General features: G+C 34.1%; 17 protein-coding genes, 16 tRNA genes, 2 rRNA genes and 3 pseudogenes (1 of these 38 cut by a window edge). 6 read left to right on the top strand and 32 right to left on the bottom strand.

The window, feature by feature from the left end; all coding sequences use genetic code 11:
- Positions 1-240: 240 nt before the first annotated feature.
- The gene (locus BCER98_RS02775) at positions 241-1,446 is read right to left on the bottom strand and encodes a metal-dependent hydrolase family protein (protein ID WP_011983590.1); all 1,206 of its coding nucleotides are present in this window, start codon (positions 1,444-1,446) and stop codon (positions 241-243) included.
- An 81-nt stretch (positions 1,447-1,527) separates the two neighbouring features.
- On the opposite strand from BCER98_RS02775, the gene BCER98_RS02770 reads away from it, so the two are divergent.
- Positions 1,528-2,244: an alanyl-tRNA editing protein gene (locus BCER98_RS02770; protein WP_011983589.1), complete on the top strand. Its 717-nt coding sequence runs from the start codon at positions 1,528-1,530 to the stop codon at positions 2,242-2,244.
- 78 nt (positions 2,245-2,322) lie between these two features.
- Positions 2,323-3,126, top strand: a complete 804-nt coding sequence (locus BCER98_RS02765) for a 2OG-Fe(II)-dependent halogenase WelO5 family protein (protein ID WP_011983588.1) — start codon at positions 2,323-2,325, stop codon at positions 3,124-3,126.
- A gap of 36 nt (positions 3,127-3,162) precedes the next feature.
- Here the strand turns inward: BCER98_RS02765 and BCER98_RS02760 are convergent, their stop codons facing one another.
- Positions 3,163-3,792 (bottom strand): LysE family translocator, encoded by a 630-nt coding sequence (locus BCER98_RS02760; protein WP_011983587.1) that lies wholly within the window; start codon positions 3,790-3,792, stop codon positions 3,163-3,165.
- 80 nt (positions 3,793-3,872) lie between these two features.
- Between BCER98_RS02760 and BCER98_RS02755 the strand changes: the two genes are divergently transcribed.
- The gene (locus tag BCER98_RS02755) at positions 3,873-4,712 is read left to right on the top strand and encodes a DUF3100 domain-containing protein (RefSeq protein WP_011983586.1); all 840 of its coding nucleotides are present in this window, start codon (positions 3,873-3,875) and stop codon (positions 4,710-4,712) included.
- Positions 4,696-5,145, top strand: a complete 450-nt coding sequence (locus tag BCER98_RS02750) for a hypothetical protein (protein WP_011983585.1) — start codon at positions 4,696-4,698, stop codon at positions 5,143-5,145. Before BCER98_RS02755 ends, BCER98_RS02750 begins: the two co-directional genes overlap by 17 nt.
- A gap of 140 nt (positions 5,146-5,285) precedes the next feature.
- Here BCER98_RS02750 and yhbH read toward each other — a convergent pair.
- The 9 genes and pseudogenes from yhbH to BCER98_RS02705 form a co-directional block, all read right to left on the bottom strand.
- Positions 5,286-6,323: pseudogene (gene yhbH, locus BCER98_RS02745) on the bottom strand (sporulation protein YhbH); the annotation flags it as partial.
- 460 nt (positions 6,324-6,783) lie between these two features.
- Positions 6,784-8,679 (bottom strand): PrkA family serine protein kinase, encoded by a 1,896-nt coding sequence (locus tag BCER98_RS02740; RefSeq protein ID WP_011983583.1) that lies wholly within the window; start codon positions 8,677-8,679, stop codon positions 6,784-6,786.
- Positions 8,680-9,173: 494 nt separating this feature from the next.
- Positions 9,174-9,662 carry a tRNA (uridine(34)/cytosine(34)/5-carboxymethylaminomethyluridine(34)-2'-O)-methyltransferase TrmL gene (gene trmL / locus BCER98_RS02735; protein ID WP_011983581.1) on the bottom strand — a complete coding sequence of 163 codons (489 nt, stop codon included), beginning with the start codon at positions 9,660-9,662 and terminating at the stop codon, positions 9,174-9,176.
- Between the two features lie 58 nt (positions 9,663-9,720).
- Complete coding sequence (locus tag BCER98_RS02730) at positions 9,721-10,608, bottom strand: amidase domain-containing protein (RefSeq protein ID WP_011983580.1); 888 nt, start codon at positions 10,606-10,608, stop codon at positions 9,721-9,723.
- 44 nt (positions 10,609-10,652) lie between these two features.
- Positions 10,653-11,795 (bottom strand): tRNA epoxyqueuosine(34) reductase QueG, encoded by a 1,143-nt coding sequence (gene queG, locus BCER98_RS02725; RefSeq protein WP_011983579.1) that lies wholly within the window; start codon positions 11,793-11,795, stop codon positions 10,653-10,655.
- Positions 11,796-11,991: 196 nt separating this feature from the next.
- Positions 11,992-12,065: transfer RNA gene (locus BCER98_RS02720), tRNA-Gly, on the bottom strand.
- Between the two features lie 116 nt (positions 12,066-12,181).
- Positions 12,182-12,835 carry a DsbA family protein gene (locus BCER98_RS02715; RefSeq protein WP_011983578.1) on the bottom strand — a complete coding sequence of 218 codons (654 nt, stop codon included), beginning with the start codon at positions 12,833-12,835 and terminating at the stop codon, positions 12,182-12,184.
- Positions 12,836-12,978: 143 nt separating this feature from the next.
- Entirely contained in the window at positions 12,979-13,800 is an 822-nt protein-coding gene (locus BCER98_RS02710) for a transglycosylase domain-containing protein (RefSeq protein WP_011983577.1), read from the bottom strand.
- A 366-nt stretch (positions 13,801-14,166) separates the two neighbouring features.
- Positions 14,167-14,886 (bottom strand): YebC/PmpR family DNA-binding transcriptional regulator, encoded by a 720-nt coding sequence (locus BCER98_RS02705; protein ID WP_011983576.1) that lies wholly within the window; start codon positions 14,884-14,886, stop codon positions 14,167-14,169.
- 991 nt (positions 14,887-15,877) lie between these two features.
- On the opposite strand from BCER98_RS02705, the gene BCER98_RS02700 reads away from it, so the two are divergent.
- Together BCER98_RS02700 and BCER98_RS23320 are read left to right on the top strand one after the other, a co-directional pair.
- Positions 15,878-16,972 carry a Rap family tetratricopeptide repeat protein gene (locus BCER98_RS02700; protein WP_011983575.1) on the top strand — a complete coding sequence of 365 codons (1,095 nt, stop codon included), beginning with the start codon at positions 15,878-15,880 and terminating at the stop codon, positions 16,970-16,972.
- Positions 16,969-17,103, top strand: a complete 135-nt coding sequence (locus BCER98_RS23320; RefSeq protein ID WP_256941437.1) for a hypothetical protein — start codon at positions 16,969-16,971, stop codon at positions 17,101-17,103. The genes BCER98_RS02700 and BCER98_RS23320 overlap by 4 nt, the downstream gene beginning before the upstream one ends.
- Before the next feature lie 214 nt (positions 17,104-17,317).
- Here the strand turns inward: BCER98_RS23320 and BCER98_RS23790 are convergent.
- From BCER98_RS23790 to BCER98_RS02595, 21 genes and pseudogenes are all read right to left on the bottom strand, one after another.
- Positions 17,318-17,485: pseudogene (locus BCER98_RS23790) on the bottom strand (imm11 family protein); the annotation flags it as partial.
- Between the two features lie 443 nt (positions 17,486-17,928).
- Positions 17,929-18,096: pseudogene (locus BCER98_RS02690) on the bottom strand (SMI1/KNR4 family protein); the annotation flags it as partial.
- Positions 18,097-18,111: 15 nt separating this feature from the next.
- Positions 18,112-18,564: a YrhA family protein gene (locus BCER98_RS02685; RefSeq protein WP_011983573.1), complete on the bottom strand. Its 453-nt coding sequence runs from the start codon at positions 18,562-18,564 to the stop codon at positions 18,112-18,114.
- A gap of 86 nt (positions 18,565-18,650) precedes the next feature.
- The gene (locus BCER98_RS02680) at positions 18,651-19,088 is read right to left on the bottom strand and encodes an HNH endonuclease signature motif containing protein (protein WP_011983572.1); all 438 of its coding nucleotides are present in this window, start codon (positions 19,086-19,088) and stop codon (positions 18,651-18,653) included.
- 246 nt (positions 19,089-19,334) lie between these two features.
- Positions 19,335-19,416, bottom strand: a tRNA-Leu gene (locus BCER98_RS02675).
- An 11-nt stretch (positions 19,417-19,427) separates the two neighbouring features.
- Positions 19,428-19,498: transfer RNA gene (locus BCER98_RS02670), tRNA-Cys, on the bottom strand.
- Between the two features lie 10 nt (positions 19,499-19,508).
- Positions 19,509-19,583: transfer RNA gene (locus BCER98_RS02665), tRNA-Gly, on the bottom strand.
- 4 nt (positions 19,584-19,587) lie between these two features.
- Positions 19,588-19,662 (bottom strand) — tRNA-Gln (locus BCER98_RS02660).
- A 113-nt stretch (positions 19,663-19,775) separates the two neighbouring features.
- A tRNA-His gene (locus BCER98_RS02655) sits at positions 19,776-19,851 on the bottom strand.
- Between the two features lie 10 nt (positions 19,852-19,861).
- Positions 19,862-19,935 (bottom strand) — tRNA-Trp (locus BCER98_RS02650).
- Between the two features lie 7 nt (positions 19,936-19,942).
- Positions 19,943-20,026, bottom strand: a tRNA-Tyr gene (locus BCER98_RS02645).
- 9 nt (positions 20,027-20,035) lie between these two features.
- Positions 20,036-20,111, bottom strand: a tRNA-Thr gene (locus BCER98_RS02640).
- 14 nt (positions 20,112-20,125) lie between these two features.
- Positions 20,126-20,201: transfer RNA gene (locus tag BCER98_RS02635), tRNA-Phe, on the bottom strand.
- 8 nt (positions 20,202-20,209) lie between these two features.
- Positions 20,210-20,285 (bottom strand) — tRNA-Asp (locus BCER98_RS02630).
- A gap of 3 nt (positions 20,286-20,288) precedes the next feature.
- Positions 20,289-20,365: transfer RNA gene (locus BCER98_RS02625), tRNA-Met, on the bottom strand.
- 23 nt (positions 20,366-20,388) lie between these two features.
- Positions 20,389-20,464: transfer RNA gene (locus tag BCER98_RS02620), tRNA-Val, on the bottom strand.
- A 5-nt stretch (positions 20,465-20,469) separates the two neighbouring features.
- Positions 20,470-20,544, bottom strand: a tRNA-Glu gene (locus BCER98_RS02615).
- 12 nt (positions 20,545-20,556) lie between these two features.
- Positions 20,557-20,648, bottom strand: a tRNA-Ser gene (locus tag BCER98_RS02610).
- 5 nt (positions 20,649-20,653) lie between these two features.
- Positions 20,654-20,728 (bottom strand) — tRNA-Asn (locus BCER98_RS02605).
- An 8-nt stretch (positions 20,729-20,736) separates the two neighbouring features.
- Positions 20,737-20,852 (bottom strand): 5S ribosomal RNA (rrf, locus tag BCER98_RS02600).
- A 150-nt stretch (positions 20,853-21,002) separates the two neighbouring features.
- Positions 21,003-21,236: ribosomal RNA gene (locus BCER98_RS02595) — 23S ribosomal RNA — on the bottom strand; it runs 2,688 nt beyond the window's last position.

The raw sequence follows: 21,236 nt of genomic DNA, 5'->3' as shown, positions 1-21,236 counted from the left end.
ATGGCCTAGTTTTTTTATTATTTATCCCCTATCATCTTCTTTTCTACCCAGGGAGAATAGCGATAGATTCTCTTTAAAATTTCTTGTCAGAATCAACTCTTTATTTTTTTTCAAAATATCCAATTAACCTCCTATTGTTAAACGTATTAAACTGGCTATAATTATATTTTAGATCTAGACTATCTTTAGTAATTTTTTCTTCATTACTTCAAATTCATTTCTAATCCACCATTTATTCATTTACGCAAAATGTGTTATATTCTCATATGTATTTAAACATGGTTTGCCAGCTTTAAATACTTGTTTCACATTTTTCAAATCCAATATATTCTCTAATGGATTCCCTTCAACTATAAGAATATCTGCCCACTTTCCTTTTTCTAATGTTCCAGTTAGAGAGTCAATTTTCAAACAAGCAGCACCTACACTAGTTGCCGCCTGAATCGCTTGTAAATTACTCATACCTTCATCTACCATAATCTTCATTTCATCTACTATTTGGCCTGGGAAATTATATGGAGTACCCGCATCAGTACCCACAGCAATTTTTACACCTTGACTCAAAGCACTACGGAAACTTTTTCTATGATGCACCTCAATATCTTCTAATTTATCTAACATATGTTGTGGAATCTGATTTGGATTATTTAAAATTAATATAGGTGCCAAAAGAGTTGGAATCAAATACACATCTTGGTTAATCATCATTTGAATCGATTCATTATCTAGATAGTAACCGTGCTCTATCGTATGAACACCTGCTCTTATGGCATTTTTAACACCTTCTATTCCTATTGCATGAGCAGCTGTAGCTATATTAGCATTCTTAGCCTCTTGACAAGCACATTTTAACTCATCGATAGTTAATTGTACTGAGGCAGGTTTATTTCCTTTTGTTAAAACACCACCCGTAGCCATTAATTTTAGTAAGTCAGCACCAGCTTTTATTTGAGTTCTAGATGCTTTTCTTATCTCATCAATTCCATCAACCTCAATTCCCATTGCTTGTCCATGTCCCCCCGTAATAATAATGGGGTTACCTGAAGCAAATACGCGTGGTCCATCTATTATATTTTTTTGAATAGAATCTCTATATTGAATATCAATATTATTTCTAGTTCCTAAATTTCGTACGGTTGTAATTCCAGATTCAAGAAATTGAATACCTTGTTTATAAGCAAGATAAGCAATTGTGGTATCATCTGTATGACTCATACTGAAAAATGGATCTGGCGAACAATCCATTCCTAAATGAACATGAGCATCGATTAATCCAGGTAATGCCGTCAAGCCTGTTCCATCAACCACCTGACATTCAGTAGGTAAATTTAATAAAGGTTGATTCGATACTTCAATAATACGCTCTTGATCAAAAACTATAAAGCCAGTTTCAATAGTTTCCAAGTTATCCCCTATAATTAATCGAATGTTATTTATACAAATCATTAAAATCTTCCCCCTTTTCAGAATTATTTTAAATTATATAACAAAAATGGTAAAATAATCATAAAAAAAGGAGGGTTATATATGTCAAAAGAAATTTTTTTAGAGAATCCTTACATAAAACAGGGGTTTTCTATAATTAAAAATATAGAAAATGAAAAAATAATATTAGATAAAACCATATTTTATCCCACTGGCGGTGGACAACCCTGTGATATTGGATATTTAAAGCAGAATAAAATTATTTTTCCAGTTAATAAGGTTGAAAGAGTTGATAATGAGATCATTCACTTTATTGATAATTCAGAAAAGTTGCAATATGGACCAGTTGAACTAGTATTGGATTGGAATCGAAGATATAAGTTTATGCGCTATCATTCCTTGCTACATGTTTTTGCTGGTTATCTTTATAACGAGTATGATGCATTAACTCTCGGAAATCAAATCTTTGAAAATCGAGCTAGAATTGATATACAGTTTAATGCACAACTTTCCGACACTGAATTTCAGAATATTGAAAAACGTATTAATGAAATTATTCAAGATAACCATCAAATTAAGTCCCGAATTATTAATCGATGTGAAGGAACCAATTTAGATGGAAAAATTAAAACTGTTCTTAGTCTTATTCCTAATAATATAAACAATATTCGCCTCATAGAAATAGAAAATTTAGATGAACAACCATGTAATGGTACTCATGTTTCTGAAACTAAAGAAATAGGTTCCTTTCAAATAATATCTAATAAATCTAAAGGCAAAGGAAAAAGGAGATTTGAACTGATTATTAATGATGTATAAAAAATAGTGTTAAAATATAACTCTATATGATAAACTATTAAATGTAAAAAATGTTATATTTTGGGAGGAAAATTTATAATGGTTATTGTTAAAACTTGGGGCATAGAAGAAACGCAAAAATTATCTGTAGAACTACTGGAAGATTTATTCAAAGGAAATATCGGTGCAATTAGAATTCCTAACTTTATATCGAAAGAAATTTGCGAAAAAGCTTTAAATGGCATTAAAGAATATGGAGTAAATTATTATGAAGGTGTATATCCTAAAATCGGAAAAATAGGAACCACTCAATTTGAACATAGATTCAGCATAGAAAAGAAAAAGGAATACTTTAAAAAAGCAGTTATAGCAAACCAAGCAAGAGAATCTATTTTTAGAGATTCTGGAGATTTAGCTAAAAACGTAATAAGATTCGTTGGGGATGCTTGGCCACACAATGTAGACTTTGCCATAGAAGAAGAAACTGGGGATACATATTTTGCAGGACTTGTACGTGTTATGGACCGTGCCTTGATTCATGTTGATTGGGCTGGAGGACTAGACGGCTTATTCCCTGAATGGACTATAGGTAAAATCAATGCTCAACTAGCTTGGAATATTTATTTACAACCAAGTGCTAATGGAGGTTCTACAGTAGTCTATAATCGTCCTTGGAAAAAATCTGATGAAGCTTTTTATAAATTAAAAGATAGTTATGCATACGATTATGAAGCTGTTAAAAATGCAGAATGTATTAGAATTACACCGCAACAAGGAGAATTAGTGTTTTTTAATCCTCAAAATTATCACGAAGTTCAAAAAGCAAGTGGTAGTGAGGATCGTATTACTGTTAGTTCTTTTGCGGGTTTAATGCCAAATAAAGATATAGTTTTTTGGTCTTAATTTAATAAAACATAGGCCCTCTTTTATTGAGAAGGCCTATGTTGATTTTACAACTGAAAAAATAATTTTTAAAGCAAATAAAATAATTACAGTACCTAGGAAACGATCGAACCAAAAAGAATACCTTCGGTAAAATAATCTGAATTTTCCATAAGATATTATTGTTGCTAATACCACAAACCATAATCCTACTGCAAAAATAATTTCAACTCCATATACCCAGCGTATCCAATCAGGCGTATTAGTAGAAATAAATTGAGAGAATATGCTTAAAAAAAACAAAGCAGATTTAGGATTTAGAACATTACAAAGAAATCCCTCTTTAAATGCTTGAAAAAGATTTTTTGAAATTTTCTCATTCTTTAAATCTTCGGTAATTTCATTTGTTTCTTTAGAAGTTGACCGGATGGCATTCCATCCTAACCAAATTAGATATGCTGCCCCTAATAACTGAATAATTATAAATACCGCAGGATATTTCTGAAGTATTACTGTAAATCCAAGTATGGTATAGGTAATATGTATAACGAGAGCTAAAGCTATACCTATTGCAGTAGCAATACCTGTACGGGACCCAAAATCCAGACTATTTTTCATGACAATAAAAAAATCTGGCCCTGGTGACATAGCTGCTAAGAGTCCTACTAAGAATACTTGAATATACAACCCCCCACCCCATTTCTATACGTTTCTTAAATTGTAACAAAATACCATTTTCAAAACAAGATATTGAGGGAGGAAAAAATATGGATGACAAACAAGTAAAACATTTATTAAAAAACTGGAAATTACATGCTGTAGTTTTTTGTATTGTGCTTCTCACTGAATTTATAGGGCCGTTTTATATTAAGTTAGGAATTGGAATTATATTGTTATTACCTATGCTTTATGCATTTTTAATAGGACTTCTCTCATACTTTTCACCTCTTATTCAAAAAGAACATGCTAAAAACTTAGAACCTATAATTGTTACTGGCGTTACTTTAACCATTGCAAAAACAGGCGTTGTGATTGGACCACAGTTGCAAGTACTATTAAGTGCAGGTCCCGCTTTATTATTGCAAGAACTAGGTCACATAGGTACTATTATTTTAGCTCTTCCTATAGCTATGCTACTCGGCTTTAAACGTGAAGCTATCGGAATGACTCATTCTATTGGTAGAGAGCCTAATGTAGGATTAATTACGAATAAGTATGGTTTTAATTCTCCTGAAGGTCATGGGGTAATGGCAATTTACATTTTTGGAACGGTTTTTGGTGCCTTATTTTTTGGAGTGTTAGCAGGATTATTAGCAACTTTTAAAATTTTTCATCCTTATTCTTTAGCAATGGCTTCAGGTATAGGAAGTGGAAGTATGATGGCGGCTTCTTCAGGTGCATTAGTTGCCTCATTTCCTTCCTTACAAGATGAGATTATAGCTTTTGCAGGTGCTAGTAATTTGATTTCTTTATCTACCGGATTATATGTAAGTATGCTGATTAGTTTACCTTTAACTGAAAAAACATATAATCTATTAGATAAACGACGAATGAAGAAAAAAGATTCAGTAGTTAAGGAGGAAAAATCTGATGTCAACAATATTTAAATCCTCTCTCTTATTATGTATTATCGGTTTTATGTCTATAATTGCAAACTGGATTAGCTTCAATATACCACCTAAACAATCTATTATGGGTATGTTAATTTTAATTACTATTTCTTCAATAGGTTTCTTCTTAGAAAAAATAGTTCCTTTAAAGATTCCAGCAGTTGGCTATATAGGCCTTGTCGGTATATTAATTACAGTTCCTTGGTTTCCATTTTCTTCTTATATTGTAAATTGGACTTCAAAAATAAATATTCTCTCTTTAGCTACCCCCGTTCTAGCATATGCGGGTATTTCAGTAGGTAGAAATTGGGTTACTTTTTCTAAATTAGGATTACGTAGTATTATCGTAGGAATATTTGTTTTTTTAGGGACATTTTTAGGTTCTATTGTCATAGCTGAAATTATTTTAAGGATTCAAGGAGTAATCTAATAAGAAAATTCATGCTCTGATTGATATAAAAAGAACCTCTTACACCTCTAAACTTAGATATACGTCCTTTTCAAAAATTGAAGCATTTTTATACCTTCCTAATCTTTTAAACAAAAATATGTTTGGGTATATGGTGGAGTGTTGTACTGGTTCACTTCCCCATACCCAAACATATTACATACCTTCATCAATTCCTGCACAAGCTTGACGCAACGAGCATTATCAGATGTTAAGTTATCCCCATCAGAAAAATGAAATGGATAAATATTATAGCGTTCCGGCGAATACTTTCCATCTATAAGCTCAAGTGCTTTTCTATAAACAGAGGAACATATTGTACCACCGCTTTCGCCTTTGGAGAAAAATTCTTCCTCCGTTACTACTTTCGCTTCTGTGTGATGTGCGATAAATTCAATATCCACTGTTTCATACTTTGTACGTAAAAATCTTGTCATCCAAAAGAAAAAGCTTCGTGCCATATATTTTTCCCAAATTCCCATCGATCCACTTGTATCCATCATTGCTAATACAACTGCTTTTGATTCTGGTTTTAACACTTCATTCCATGTTCGAAACTTTAAGTCTTCTTGATAAATTGGATGGAACGATGGTTTTCCATTCATTGCATTTCGTTTATACGCTGAAATCATTGTTCGTTTCTTATCAATATTTCCCCATAACCCCGTCTTTCTAATATCATTAAATTCAATATGCTCAAGCCGATTTTCATCCATTTCTTTTCTCTTTAAATTAGGTAATTCTAACTCCTTGAAAAAAGCTTGCTCCAATTCTAAAATAGATACTTCTGCTTCATAATAATCCTCTCCGGCTATATCACCTGCGCCTTGCCCTTTTCCTGGTCCCTTCTGCTTTTGACCACCAGAACCGTCTCGTGCAACGACATCGCCAACTTTACTATCACCATTTCCTTGCCCAACATGTTTATTTTTATCATAGTTATATCTAATTTTATATTCATCTAAAGAACGAATTGGTATTTTGACAACATCCCTACCATTAGACATTATGATACTTTCTTCTGTTACAAGATCTGGCAAATTATTTTTAATTGCCTCTTGTACTTTTTCTTGATGGCGTTGTTGGTCGTCATATCCTTTGCGATGGAGGGACCAGTTTTCCTGTGAAATTGTGTAATTATGTTTATTTTCTTCGCTCATTCCTTTCCCTCCTTACTAGTTTTTCCTTCATATTGCTTAAAACAGTATGATTCAAATGGCAATACAAAACTGCTCATGAACCTTTCTTCTCAACTCATACTTACATCCTACCCCGAACATTCCCAACAAAGAATTTGATACGCAATCCATAATCGTGAACATACTGCCAAGATGTACGAAATAAACACAATGCATTATTGCACACTTTTGTGCTTTGTAACATATGATATTGTGTCGGCTTTTTTCTGTATGAATGGTTGGTTACTCTATCATATGCATATTACAAAAATAATTGACAATAAATTCATAAAATTGCATCTTAATTTATTATATTGGACAAGCCTTATTCTTCATTTGGAGTTCCTATACCTTTCTTTATATCGCTATTTGTAGCCCGTACTCTCATACGATATAAAAACGCCGTCTCCATTCTAGAAAGAGACAGCGTTCTATTATCATATTATCGATTCAATAAACTGCCCACATAACGTAACAATTCATTAGCAGACGAAGAGTTGTATCCATGTTCATCAATTAAGCGTGCTACAACATCATTAATTTTCTTGAGTTGATTTTCATCAGGCGTTTTCGTTGATGTCGTAATTTTTACTACATCTTTCAGATCAGCAAACAGTTTTTTCTGTATTGCTTCACGAAGACGTTCATGTGAATTATAGTCAAAGCGTTTTCCTTTACGCGCATAAGCTGAGATACGAATTAAAATCTCTTCACGGAATGCTTTTTTGGCGTTTTCGGAAATACCAATTTGTTCTTCAATAGAACGCATCAGCTTTTCATCTGGACTCATTTCTTCGCCCGTTAATGGATCACGTAATTTTGATTTATTGCAATATGCTTCGACATTATCTAAATAATTATCCATAAGTGTCTTAGCTGATTCTTCATACGAATACACAAATGCCTTCTGCACTTCTTTCTTCGCGATTTCATCATATTCTTTTCGCGCTAATGAAATAAAATTCATATAACGTTCTCTATCTTCATTACTAATAGATGGATGCTGATCTAATCCGTCTTTTAAAGAGCGCAATACATCAAGTGCGTTAATAGATGGAACTTCTTTTCGAATAATTGTAGAAGAAATTCTATTAATAACATATCGAGGATCGATGCCGCTCATTCCTTCATCTTGATATTCACGCTGTAATTCTTCCACATCAATCGAATTATATCCTTCTACCATTTCACCATCATATAAACGCATCTTTTTAATGAGATCAATATCTGGACGCTTTGGATCTTTTAATCGAGTTAAAATAGTAAACATTGCTGCAACTCGAAGTGTATGAGGGGCAATATGCACATCGGATACATCGCTTTCGCGAATCATTTTTTCATAAATATGCTCCTCTTCGCTTACTCGTAAGTTATATGGTACTGGCATAACAATAATTCTCGAATGTAATGCTTCATTTTTCTTATTTGCGATAAAGGAGCGATACTCTGTTTCGTTTGTATGAGCTACAATTAATTCATCTGCTGAAATAAGTGCAAATCTGCCCGCCTTGAAATTCCCCTCTTGTGTGAGAGATAACAAGTGCCATAAAAATTTTTCATCACACTTTAACATCTCTTGAAATTCCATCATTCCTCGGTTCGCTTTATTTAACTCTCCATCAAAACGATAAGCACGCGGGTCCGATTCTGAACCATATTCAGCAATTGTAGAGAAGTCAAGACTTCCTGTTAAATCAGCAATATCTTGTGACTTTGGATCCGATGGACTAAATGTTCCAATTCCTGTACGACGGTCCTCTGAGAAGAAAATGCGCTCAACCATTACATCTTCTATCCTTCCACCATACTCCTGTTCTAACCTCATCATATTTAACGGCGATAAATTCCCTTCTATCCTTACGCCATATTCCTCAAAGAAAGCATCTCGTAAATGATGCGGGATTAAATGAAGAGGATCTTCATGCATTGGACAACCTTTAATAGCAAAAATAGCTCCACGATCTGTACGTGAATATGTTTCTAATCCTCTTTTTAACATCGTAACTAACGTCGATTTCCCACCACTAACAGGTCCCATTAATAATAAGATTCGCTTTCTAACATCTAGACGTTTTGCTGATGGATGAAAATATTCCTCAACAAGACGTTCTAAAGCATCCTCTAATCCAAAAAGTTGATTACTAAAGAAATTATATCTTTTTCTCCCATCTACCTCTTCAATGCCAGCATCTTTAATCATATTATAAATGCGAGAGTGTGCTGTTTGGGCCACCCATGGTTTTTCTTTTACAAGATCCAAATACTCCGCAAACGTCCCTTCCCACTTTAAACGTTCCTCTGATTCTCGGTGCTGTTCAATCTTTTTTAGAATATCCATTATAGCTCCTCCCCCATCTCCTTGTTCAATCGGATTATTATAAAAGGTATGCGAGGATGTCCCTAAACATTCTTTAAATCAAAATGAAATATCTTATCATCCTAAAAAATCTACCCAAAACAATAAGAAAATTCTGTATAATAAAGATATTAGGGAACGCATCTCTTTATTCGTCCGAATTTAATCCCTTCTTCACCTCAAAGAACAATACATAACGAAAGAATGAATTTATAAACAAAAAGAGAGGGGGGAATGTAACATGAAATTATTATTAATTCTAGGGGTTTCACTTACATTTCTTACTGCTATTTTTACAGCTGGGTATAATGATAAGCCGGGAACAAACAAAAAGTGATGTGCCTAAGCACATCACTTTTCTACATCTTGAACAGAAAGCAGATGGTTAAAATAATCACCATGCGCAAATGACACATCTCTTTTCAAAACGTATGAAGGCATATTTCTTTCATAAAAAAGTCGTCAAGTGACAACTTTTAGTACACAATCTTTTCATCTAGACCTGGATAATTTTGTTGACGAAAAGCCTCATAAACTAAAATAGCTGCTGTATTTGATAAATTTAATGAGCGAACTTTATCTGTCATTGGAATACGCAAACAATGGTCAAAGTTTTCTTGAATGATATTTGCTGGTAAACCATTTGTTTCTCTTCCAAATACAAAATAATAATTTTTCTCTGGATTACTATAATCAAACGCTGTATGTGCTTTTTCACCATACTTTGTTAAATAGAAAAATTCACCATCTTGATTTTTTTCATAAAACTCTTCAATTGAATCATAGTACGTAATTTTTACATGCTCCCAATAATCTAAACCAGCGCGCTTCAACATTTTATCATCTGTTGAAAACCCAAGCGGTCTAATTAAATGTAGCCCAGCTCCAGTCGCTGCACACGTACGTGCTATATTTCCTGTATTTGCTGGAATTTCTGGTTGATATAAAACAACATTTACTCCCACGGAATATTCACCTCAATTTTTTCTCTACTACGTATTATACCACTTGAATGAAAAATCTCTACCCATTAATAATATGAAAAAATTTGTACTTCATTTGCGGTGTATACTTACTAGAATCTTCATAATTCCAATAACGCTTTCGGCTATTAGCTGAATGAGCATTGACAAGCGGCATCCCATCTGCATCTTTCGCCACTACAATCGTCGTATGATTCCATCTTCCATCATTCTCGAAGTCATAAGCAATTATATCGCCAAGTATAAGGTCTTCTGGTTTTTCAACCGATTTAGCTCTTAAGCCTGTTGTTGCTCCTGATAAATACCAATAAAACGAATGAGCAACTGCCCAGCTCCAGCTCCATTGATTTCCCCTTTGCCACCAACCTTTACGAATATTAGGATATCCTGTCATTGGTACTTCCCCTGCATGAAGACATTGGGAAACAAAATTTGTACAATTATCAGGAAAATTACGGTATACTGGATTTCGATTATCCCACCAACGTTCCGCATATTTAACTGCTTCAAGACGATTGTATTGATAGAACCCAAATTTTTCTTTTGCTCTTTCACGTTCTATTGGTCCTTCACTGCTAAGTTTATCTTTCACTTCAATAACGTAATCTTCTTCGATTCTCTCTCCTTTTAAACGTATACGCCGCTCTACTCGTTCTTCTTCTATATAAAATAATTCTTTATGTTGAATGAAATATTTCAAATGTACTTGATAATCCACTTCTTGATACGCTTTACTATTTAATTGCCGAATAAAAGAAATATCTGCTGTTGCTTTTATAATATTTGCACCACGTTTTTGAAATAAGTTTTTTTTCCGCTGTAATACCTTCCATAAATCTGGAGAAATTCCATCTACATGTTCCCTTTTATCAACTATAAATGCTAAAGATTGTTGTATCTGTTTTTCAATGTAAGATTTTACAGTCATTTTCTCCCCTCCCCATATTACAATATGAAACAGGGGAATATTATCTACTCTTTTTTCTGTGCTAATAATTCAAGTCCACGCTTCATTTCATGAAGAACTTCTTCATCCTTCTCACGCTCCATTGCACGTTCAATAGCAACACCTACTCCATCACCGCCAATTTTCCCAAGAGCCCATGCCGCTGTTCCTCGTATAACAGGCCTTGGATCATCTTTCATTACATCAATTAAGTGTGGTACTGCTGCTGTTTCTTTAAAATGAGCAAGTGCTAAAATTGCATTTCGCTGCAACGGTTTCTTTCCTCGCCATGATCCAGACATTATCCCATATTTTTCTTTAAACTCTCGATTACTTATTGTTAATAACGGTATTAATAGTGGTTTAACTAATTCTGGATCTGGTTCCATTTCGGGATGATTATGGAAGTCTTTCCCTTTATTCTTTGGACAGACAGTTTGACATGTATCGCACCCATATATTCTGTTTCCTATCTTATCCCGATATTCTTCTGGCAAGAATCCTTTTGTCTGTGTTAAAAAAGCAATACATTTCTTTGCATTTAATTGTCCCCCTTGTACTAAAGCTCCAGTTGGACAAATATCAATGCATTTTGTACAACTTCCACACTGATCTTCTATAGGCTGATCAGGAGGAAACGGGACATTCGTAATCATTTCACCTAAATATACATAAGAACCAAATTCTGGAGTAATAATCGAGCAGTTTTTTCCACTCCACCCGATACCAGCACGTTCTGAAACAGCACGATCACTTAATTCTCCTGTATCAACCATTGATTTTACTTCTATACCAGGTAGCTTTTCGATTAAATACGTCTCTAACTTTTTCAAACGGTCTCGTAAAACAAGATGATAATCTTGTCCCCAAGACGCGCGACAAAAAATGCCTCGTCTCTCTCCTCTCTTACTTAGCGGTGCATTTTTTAGTTTTGATGGATAAGCTAATGCAATCGCAATAATTGATTTTGCCCCTGGTAATAATAGCTGTGGATTTGTTCTCTTCTCAATATCAGGTTCTTCAAAACCAGATTGATAATTTAATTGTTGCTGCTGAATTAAACGCTGCTTCAATTCTTCAAAAGGAGAAGCACTTGCAAACCCTATTTTATCGATTCCAATCGTTTTACTATACGCTATTACATCTTGCTTTAATTTCTCAAAATCCATGCTTTGCCTCCTTCTACGATGAATATATATTGAATCATCTACCGTTGGTTAGCAATTCATTTCATAATCATATTCGTTCATTCTATTCTTGCATAAAATATTCTTTTCCAAACATTAAAAAACGCAATGCCTCGTTTATCTTAGAAACGAAACACTGCGTTGATCACAAGTTATTATAAAAATACGAAATAATAGCTGGAGCGGGTGAAGAGAATCGAACTCTCGACCAGAGCTTGGAAGGCTCTTGTTTTACCACTAAACTACACCCGCAAATCATAAAAAATACATAAGTTATTTCAATAACTTATGTAAAGTAGTATAGCACGTAATAAAAGCCTATGCAATAATTTTATCGAAAAAAGTCGAAAAAGTGATGAGGGGTCTCATCACTTTTTCAATTCTTTATCAATTTCCTTTTTCATACTGTCATAATCAGGATTTGTAAGATTTCCGTTTACATATACCGATGGTGCACCTTGTACTTTTAGTTTTTCTGCACGATCAAAATCTTTACGTACTTTTTCTTTCATTTCCTTACTGTGTAAATCCTTCTTAAACTGTTCTACATTCACTTTTGGAAGTTTTTCCTTCACTATGTTCAGAAGCAGTTCTTCTGTAATCCATTCCTCAGTATCTTTTTTCTGACTTTGATAAATTTCATCATAGAATTTCCAGAAAGAATCTGGATCTTGTTTATAAATTGCCTCACCAGCTGCAGCACCTAATTCAGAATCTTTTCCGATAAATGGGAAGTTAATAAAATAAAACTGCACTTTTCCTTTATTAATATAATCTTCTTTTAAACGAGGAAATACTGTTGCATCCCAAGTTCGACAAGCTGGGCATTTGAAGTCTCCAAATTCAACAACTTTCACAGGAGCATCTTCTTTCCCTAAAGCTTGTTGAGTAGAATAAGCAAACATCTCATTTCCTTTTTCTTTTTTGTCATTTATAATACTGTACACAATTGTTCCAATAACAATTAATACAGCAATAGAAAAAACAATACCAAGAATCATGATTTTGTTCGATGATTTCATATGCATTCCTCTTTAATTTCATATTCTATGTACATTGCTGTACACAATACACATAATATCAATACTTATATCAGTCATGCAATGAACACGCTCACATAAATTCCAAAAATAGAGTAAATGTGACAATATTGTGTCTCTTCTGTTCATATTTTATCCATAAAAAAGAAGCTCCTCTCTCGGAACTCCCTTTCACTAACAAGCTTTTCACGTGCTGTCTTTTGTATCAAATGCTCTGTTTTTGGATCGTGACGAATAACAAGTTTCTCACTTAGTGCTTGCACATATTGGTTATGATTAATATATCCCTCTCGCTCCATTAGCTTTAAGACTACGTTTCTTCGTTCCACAGCTTTATTGTAATTTTTTGCAGGTGAATAATACGCAGGTGCCTTTACAACAGCAGCTAACATTGCACTTTCACTTAATGTTAGTTTGTTAACCTTTTTACCAAAATATAACTTTGCTGCTTTTTCAATTCCCCATGCACCTTCTCCATAATAAATATTACTCACATACAATTTCAAAATTTCATCTTTCGTAAATGTACGCTCAATTTTTTTTGTATAAAAAATTTCTTTCCATTTTCGAGAAAATGTGCGCTCATTAGATAAAAAAGCATTTTTAGATAACTGCTGTGTAATTGTACTTCCTCCTTGTACAATACCACCCGCTTTTATATTTTCAATAGACGCACGAACAATTGCAATATAATCTAATCCATTATGATGGTAAAACCTTTTATCTTCAGTCGCAATAAATGCGTGAGCCAACGAGCTTGGTATCTCTAATTTAGCAGGAACTTGCAGCTTGCTAATATCACTACGTTCAATCATTACATTTCCGATAAATAATAAAGTACAACTTAGTAATAATAATAAAATAATAGCTTTATAAAGAAACTTTGTAATCGGATTGAATGAAATTTTTTGATGATAATTCACTCTAGATAATACACGCTCTTTCATCGTGCCCACCTCTTTTCTATATAGAATATATTATTCTTAATTTAAGAATATCGTCTTCCAAAAGAAGATCCAATCGATTTCTCTTACACCTATCTTACAATCTTGTAAGTTATAACATCCGTTCATCATCTTAACAACATTCATATGGAATAAAATGTTTATCTTTTTATTATACCATCTGCTATATATTTTTTCGGAATACAAATGTATTTCTTAGTTGTTTTATATACTAAAATGTATATCCATTATACAGAACAAACGTTCTTTCAATCAACTTAAAAATATTTTATGCTTTTATAGTCTTTCTGTTCTTTTTGAATATAAAAAAGCCTTTTGCTAAATAACAAAAGGCCTTTTGCTCATATATTATTCACCTAAATCAACGTTATGATAAACTTGTTGTACATCATCTAAATCTTCTAATGCATCAATTAACTTTTCAAATTGTGCTTGTGCCTCTTCTGAAAGTTCTACATCATTTTGTGCAAGCATTGTAAGTTCCGCAACTGTAAATTCAGTAGTTCCAGCAGCCTTAAGCGCTTCTTGTACTGCATGAAACTGATCTGGTTCAGCATAAATAATAACAGAATCCTCTTCCTCTAAAATATCACGTGCGTCTACATCTGCTTCCATCAAAATTTCAAGTACCTCATCCGCAGTTTTCCCTTCAAGTCCAATAACAGCAGTTGCATCAAACATATACGCTACAGATCCATTTACACCCATATTTCCACCGTTTTTATTAAACGCAGCACGTACGTCCGCTGCAGTACGGTTTACGTTATTTGTAAGTGTATCTACGATTATCATCGAGCCGTTTGGACCAAATCCTTCGTAACGAAGCTCATCATAATTTTCTTCCGAACCGCCTTTTGCTTTTTCAATTGCACGATCAATAATTGATTTTGGTACACTGTATGTTTTCGCACGTTCTAATACAACTTTTAACGCTTGGTTTGATTCTGGATCTGGCTCACCCTGTTTTGCTGCCACATAAATTTCACGTCCAAATTTTGCATATATACGGCTTGTGTTAGCATCTTTTGAGGCTTTTTTGTCTTTAATGTTGTTCCATTTACGACCCATTCTGTTCCACTCTCTTTCACGTTTAAATCTACATAAAAAATATTAATATGAAATATAGTATTTCTTCAACACTTTTTCAAAATAAGTATAAAAAGTTCATAATTCATTATGAACTTAACAAAAACTCGCATAGCTTTTATTTCACATTATATATTATACATGAATTTTATTCTTCATTGCGAATGTAATACTTCTTCCATTTATTATGTAATAAGAGAAAGCAAATAATTATTTTAAGACAGATCTCTAGGTCTCGTTAAATAAGTAGCAACTGTATCTCCAAGCAGAATAAGTTATTCTTTTATCTCATTAAATGCTAAAAGACTCTAACCAAAATTGTTAGAGTCTTTTTCTACGCTCTTCAATACCGATGGGCGGGGTCGAACCGACACTCCCGAAGGAACACGATTTTGAGTCGGTTATAGAATTTAATCCTTCCCTCAAACCATCGAAAACATTGATATATATATACGTTCTTTTACGTTCAATTTTAAATTAAACCTAATTATCACATACGACTATCTTGTAAACAAGTATATTTTGTTTAAAAAAGTTCGTCAAGTTGAGTAGTTCGACATAAAACGAGTTTCTTCCTATTATATATGTACATATGTTATTTAATATATTTTTTCCTTATCGAAGGATCAGTTTTTAATCATATAAATTAAATAAGACATTCTTTTATTGAAACGCCTTATTTAACAGTTCATCCATTATTATGTAACATATCTATTTCCCTGCTCCTACTTTAAACAATACGCTTAATACATCTGCTTCTTTAAATTTTAAATTTGCACTTACTAATAAAAACATCATATTTTTCCATACACATATACTTCCTATTATGTACTATTTAAAATGATTTTATATTCCTCTCTCAAAAAACAGAAAATTCAGTTTTTTATTGAAAAACAATTAGGTATAATATCTATTATATTCCATTCTTGCTATCATTATTTATAAGAACCTATAAAATACAAAGGAGGATATCATGAACGTTCAAACAAAGGGGAATGAACAGATTACAAAGTTATTAGATAACTGGTATATAGAAATTCGAAAAAGAAATTTAGATAATGCAAAGCAACTAAAAAAAGAAATCGATAAAAACATTACCAGTGTAAAAGACGATAAAAATGTACTTTTATACTACTCTTTATTGAACTTCCGTTATCAATACTTGATGGACAGTTTAAGTATTGGCAAAGATAGTTTTAAAGAAATAGAATCTTTTGATATACCAACAGATGAACCTTTATTATATTATTACCATTTTTTCAAGGCAATGCACTCAAACATAACTGGTGATTATAATTTGGCAAAAGAACATTATGAAAAAGCCGAAATTAAATTAAAACAAATCCCAGATCAACTTGAACAAGCAGAATTTTATTTTAAACTTTCTACCTTTAGTTGTCATAACCAACAATATGTTTTAGCACTTAAACAGGTCTCTAAGGCAAAAGAAATTTTTTCTAAATACAATGGTTATGAATTAAACATTGGTTACTGTAATAACCTTTATGGATTAGCATGTATACATTTGAAAGAATATGAATTAGCAGAAGAATGTCTTATCTCTGCATTAGATATATTCCAAAAACAAAACGAAGAACAAGCAACCTTATACGTTCGACATAACTTAGGTTTTATGTATGCAAATCAAAACCTTTCAGAATTAGCAATTCGCTATTTATCCGAAGTAACTGAAAAAATGCCGGCAAACTATAGAGCGATTTTAATTGAAGCATGTGAACACGCAAAAATTAATAATAAAGAAAAAGCATTAGAACTTTTGAAAACAGGTTTAGAAATCAGTTTAGAATTAAAAAATGAGGAATACCAACATCGCTTTAATATCTTACTAGCGATAAACAATGAGGTTTCTGGAGAACAATTAGAATCAATAATACTAGCAGGAATGCTCTATTTTGAAAAAGAAAACCTATACGAGTACATTCATGAATATAATGAAAAATTAGCAGTAAAATTTTATCATGAAGGAAATCACTTAAAAGCAAGTAAATATTTCTATCTAAGTTCAAATGCAAGAGAAAAAATTCATGCTAAGGGGGCATTAAAATGAAAAAAGTAATAATTAGTTTAATGGGAATTATGACTGCACTAACATTAACATTTGGTGTACTGGATTCTAAAGATACACATCAAGCTATTCATACTGTAAAACAAATGTCAGATGGTCATACTGGTGGTTAATAGATTGAATTAAAAGAGGCTGGGACAAAATCCATCTCTAAACTAAAAATCCGGTGAAATTTTACGGTCAGTAAAATTTCACCGGATTTAAATTTTTTCATAAAAAATAAGGACCATTTCTGATAAAATTAAGTCACCACAACAAAATAATACAGAAAGAGGAATCCTTATGTTTAAAAATTATAACATGAATCAATTCGTTTTGTCTTTAGATTTAGAATTCAAAACCTTTAAAATCATTCTCTAAAACTGCATTTCTAAATTCATCTGATACCAACAGATAGTTCGGATGAATTTTTTCATTTATATATACTTAAAAAATCGTTTCATTTTGAACAACACTAGGAATAAATGCAAATTTTTCACAGCCTATTATTAAAATATTTTTTATCCTCTTCATAATTTAATAATTGAAAAGTTTGATAATCACTAGTTGAACTTTTTAATTGCCAAATCTTCATATGTATATTCTCCCTCACCATTTATTGCCATATAGTTATTTCTTTGGTTCATTTAATCTTATATCTTACCTTCTAATAAATCTTGTCTTATTTTGTGTAAAACTTCAGCTACATCAGCTTGAGTACCACCCATTTGTAAACGCCAAGGAGTATTTCACAATTTCTGCCAAGTTTCCTTTTATACATTAGATTACGCATAGCCCACTTGACATGGAGCCTCTACAGGTATGATAAACAGCCTTGAAGCCTTAGTAATAAAAGAACCATGGCTGATTCTACAAGGCTATCATACCTGCTTCTCCAAATAAAGTGGGCGACAAATGTGGATAAAAATGTAAAGTCCATATTAGCGAAAACTGTAAAATTTATTCTGGCGTTTACATGTATCTGGAGTAGGATAGCCACCATCATATTTCTTTACACACTCAATAAAATCATTAGGAAATTTAATACCAAAGTACTGTTCTAATTGTTCAATTTGTTCATCTGTAATTTCTTTTTTATTTACTCCAATCCAAGTAATATTATTCATAATGCAGTCCTCCTATTAAAGAAGGGTGATTTTTAACGCTTCCTCAAGCATTGTATTAAAATCATTATATGTGTTCATTACCGTACCTGATGGTTTATCAAGTTCTAAATAAGTACCATCTGATAAGCTTTTACAAAACCACGCAATATTTGAATCCCCAAAGAAAAGATACTCTTTTTGAAATTCATTTTCATACCAAATCTCATTCGTGTCTATAAAGCCGCAAATATGTTCATCTTTTTTTGTTTCTAGTAAAGAAGAATCAACTCCGTAAAGTACCAGTCCATCAAAGTCTAAACCATTTACAGTTTTAAGAAACTCTTCGTATTCACTCGGTAAATCAACATTAAATTTCTCTTTTACATGTTCTCTTAATCTCTGAACTTCAGTATCCGTTGCAGGTGTATTCAGCTTATAATTAACACTTTTCAGTATATCTCCAATTTCCAAAATCATATTTTTCCACATATAAAAACCTCTTTCTAAATTTATTCCCCTTTAGGGTAGATATTATATTTCGGTATAGGCCAGCTTATGTCTACACTATCTCCAGGTTATAAGCCTTTAGTTAATGTACGTTGTGTATTAGTTATAGCTTTATGATATGGGTGATTTTGTATTAAAGTTAAATTTTCAAATGCATTTGTCCCTCCATCATCTAAAGGAAGATTATGATGTACTTGCCACCCTATTGGAGGCTTTCCTCTTTTCATCAATTCTATATCCCCATCTGATATACCAGCATTCTTGGGTTCAGCAAGCTTAACAGGATCATTAACTAAGGATTTAAGAAAATCTTTTCTGACACTTCTATCAAATTCCTTCCGAAGTTGTTCAGCTTCTTCTCGAGTTCTCTTAGAGTATGTAATTTCATCAACTTTAACATCTTTAAGAATTACATCTTCTCCATATAATTTACCAACAAAAATGTCACCATCCGTAGTACTTTTAGTATATTGATAAGGTGATAGCTTCATCAAACGTTTCAACATAGAATTTACTTTATTTTTTAATAACAGCTAATTTACTTTCTGCTGAAGTGTTTTTTCTTCTAGCCATAAGTTAACCACCTTTCTTTACCTATGAACACGACCAATGAATACGATTATAAAAGTGGATTTTTTAAGCAAAATTACCCCTGAAAACACAAAAAAACGCCTTCCTACAAAACTGTAGAAAGACGTTTTAAACGTTGCTATTACTTAATTCTTCTGTAATTCACGATAACCATTTAACGATACCGATGGTCGGGGTCGAACCGACACTCCCGAAGGAACACGATTTTGAGTCGTGCGCGTCTGCCAATTCCGCCACATCGGCATATAAAAAAAAGGCGGCAACCGGATTCGAACCGGTGGTAAAGGTTTTGCAGACCTCTGCCTTACCACTTGGCTATGCCGCCATATTCAATTTGGAGCGGAAGACGGGATTCGAACCCGCGACCCCAACCTTGGCAAGGTTGTATTCTACCACTGAACTACTTCCGCAAAATGGCTGGGCTAGCTGGATTCGAACCAGCGCATGACGGAGTCAAAGTCCGTTGCCTTACCGCTTGGCTATAGCCCATCGAATGATTAATACATTATATGTTATCATCATCAACTTTATTACAATGATTTTCATATAAGACATTAAAAATCTTATCATATTTTAATCAATTTGTAAATATTCAAAGTAAATGGGGCGACTGATGGGAATCGAACCCACGAATGCCGGAGCCACAATCCGGTGCGTTAACCACTTCGCCACAGTCGCCATATTCATTTGGCAGGGGCAGTAGGAATCGAACCCACATTGGAGGTTTTGGAGACCTCTGTTCTACCATTAAACTATGCCCCTATATAAATGGTGGAGGGGGGCAGATTCGAACTGCCGAACCCGAAGGAGCGGATTTACAGTCCGCCGCGTTTAGCCACTTCGCTACCCCTCCGAAACTTACTGGTGCCGGCTAGAGGACTTGAACCCCCAACCTACTGATTACAAGTCAGTTGCTCTACCAATTGAGCTAAGCCGGCTCGCTAATTCAAAATGGTGGCTCGGGACGGAATCGAACCGCCGACACGAGGATTTTCAGTCCTCTGCTCTACCGACTGAGCTACCGAGCCTTATGTAATGGCGGTCCCGACCGGGGTCGAACCGGCGATCTCCTGCGTGACAGGCAGGCATGTTAACCACTACACCACGGGACCATTTGGTTGCGGGGACAGGATTTGAACCTGCGACCTTCGGGTTATGAGCCCGACGAGCTACCAGACTGCTCCACCCCGCGACGATTATTATTTTAATTTAAAATGGTGGAGGATGACGGGATCGAACCGCCGACCCCCTGCTTGTAAGGCAAGTGCTCTCCCAGCTGAGCTAATCCTCCAAAAGTGGTGACCCGTACGGGATTCGAACCCGTGTTACCGCCGTGAAAGGGCGGTGTCTTAACCACTTGACCAACGGGCCAAAAGTTCCTAATGGCGGAGAGCAAGGGATTCGAACCCTTGATACGCTTGTGACGTATACACGATTTCCAATCGTGCTCCTTCGGCCATCTCGGACAGCTCTCCATAAATGGCTCCGCAGGTAGGACTCGAACCTACGACCGATCGGTTAACAGCCGATAGCTCTACCACTGAGCTACTGCGGAATAATATAGCCTGGCAACGTCCTACTCTCACAGGGGCAAGGCCCCAACTACCATCGGCGCTAGAGAGCTTAACTTCCGTGTTCGGTATGGGAACGGGTGTGACCTCTCTGCCATCATCACCAGACAATATTCATTTGAGACAATCATTATTATACCTAATTCACTAAAAAAGTCAACAAGTTTTTTTATATTCTCTCAAAACTAGATAACACAAATGTAGTTCTTAACGTAATTCAGCTCCAACGACTCTGAGTGAGTCGCTTCCGCTTTTTTATTGGTTAAGTCCTCGATCTATTAGTATTCGTCAGCTCCACGTGTCACCACGCTTCCACCTCGAACCTATCAACCTGATCATCTTTCAGGGATCTTACTAGCTTACGCTATGGGAAATCTCATCTTGAGGGGGGCTTCATGCTTAGATGCTTTCAGCACTTATCCCTTCCGCACATAGCTACCCAGCGATGCCCTTGGCAGAACAACTGGTACACCAGCGGTGCGTCCATCCCGG

Source organism: Bacillus cytotoxicus NVH 391-98, from assembly GCF_000017425.1.
GTDB lineage: Bacteria > Bacillota > Bacilli > Bacillales > Bacillaceae_G > Bacillus_A > Bacillus_A cytotoxicus.
This window is presented reverse-complemented; position numbering and strand designations above follow the sequence as displayed.

Coding starts and splice junctions, on each gene's coding strand:
- BCER98_RS02775 (WP_011983590.1), bottom strand. CDS start 1,446: ATGATTTGTATAAATAACATTCGATTAATTATAGGGGATAACTTGGAA.
- BCER98_RS02770 (WP_011983589.1), top strand. CDS start 1,528: ATGTCAAAAGAAATTTTTTTAGAGAATCCTTACATAAAACAGGGGTTT.
- BCER98_RS02765 (WP_011983588.1), top strand. CDS start 2,323: ATGGTTATTGTTAAAACTTGGGGCATAGAAGAAACGCAAAAATTATCT.
- BCER98_RS02755 (WP_011983586.1), top strand. CDS start 3,873: ATGGATGACAAACAAGTAAAACATTTATTAAAAAACTGGAAATTACAT.
- BCER98_RS02750 (WP_011983585.1), top strand. CDS start 4,696: ATGTCAACAATATTTAAATCCTCTCTCTTATTATGTATTATCGGTTTT.
- BCER98_RS02740 (WP_011983583.1), bottom strand. CDS start 8,679: ATGGATATTCTAAAAAAGATTGAACAGCACCGAGAATCAGAGGAACGT.
- BCER98_RS02730 (WP_011983580.1), bottom strand. CDS start 10,608: ATGACTGTAAAATCTTACATTGAAAAACAGATACAACAATCTTTAGCA.
- queG (WP_011983579.1), bottom strand. CDS start 11,795: ATGGATTTTGAGAAATTAAAGCAAGATGTAATAGCGTATAGTAAAACG.
- BCER98_RS02715 (WP_011983578.1), bottom strand. CDS start 12,835: ATGAAATCATCGAACAAAATCATGATTCTTGGTATTGTTTTTTCTATT.
- BCER98_RS02710 (WP_011983577.1), bottom strand. CDS start 13,800: ATGAAAGAGCGTGTATTATCTAGAGTGAATTATCATCAAAAAATTTCA.
- BCER98_RS02705 (WP_011983576.1), bottom strand. CDS start 14,886: ATGGGTCGTAAATGGAACAACATTAAAGACAAAAAAGCCTCAAAAGAT.
- BCER98_RS02700 (WP_011983575.1), top strand. CDS start 15,878: ATGAACGTTCAAACAAAGGGGAATGAACAGATTACAAAGTTATTAGAT.
- BCER98_RS23320 (WP_256941437.1), top strand. CDS start 16,969: ATGAAAAAAGTAATAATTAGTTTAATGGGAATTATGACTGCACTAACA.
- BCER98_RS02685 (WP_011983573.1), bottom strand. CDS start 18,564: ATGTGGAAAAATATGATTTTGGAAATTGGAGATATACTGAAAAGTGTT.
- BCER98_RS02680 (WP_011983572.1), bottom strand. CDS start 19,088: ATGTTGAAACGTTTGATGAAGCTATCACCTTATCAATATACTAAAAGT.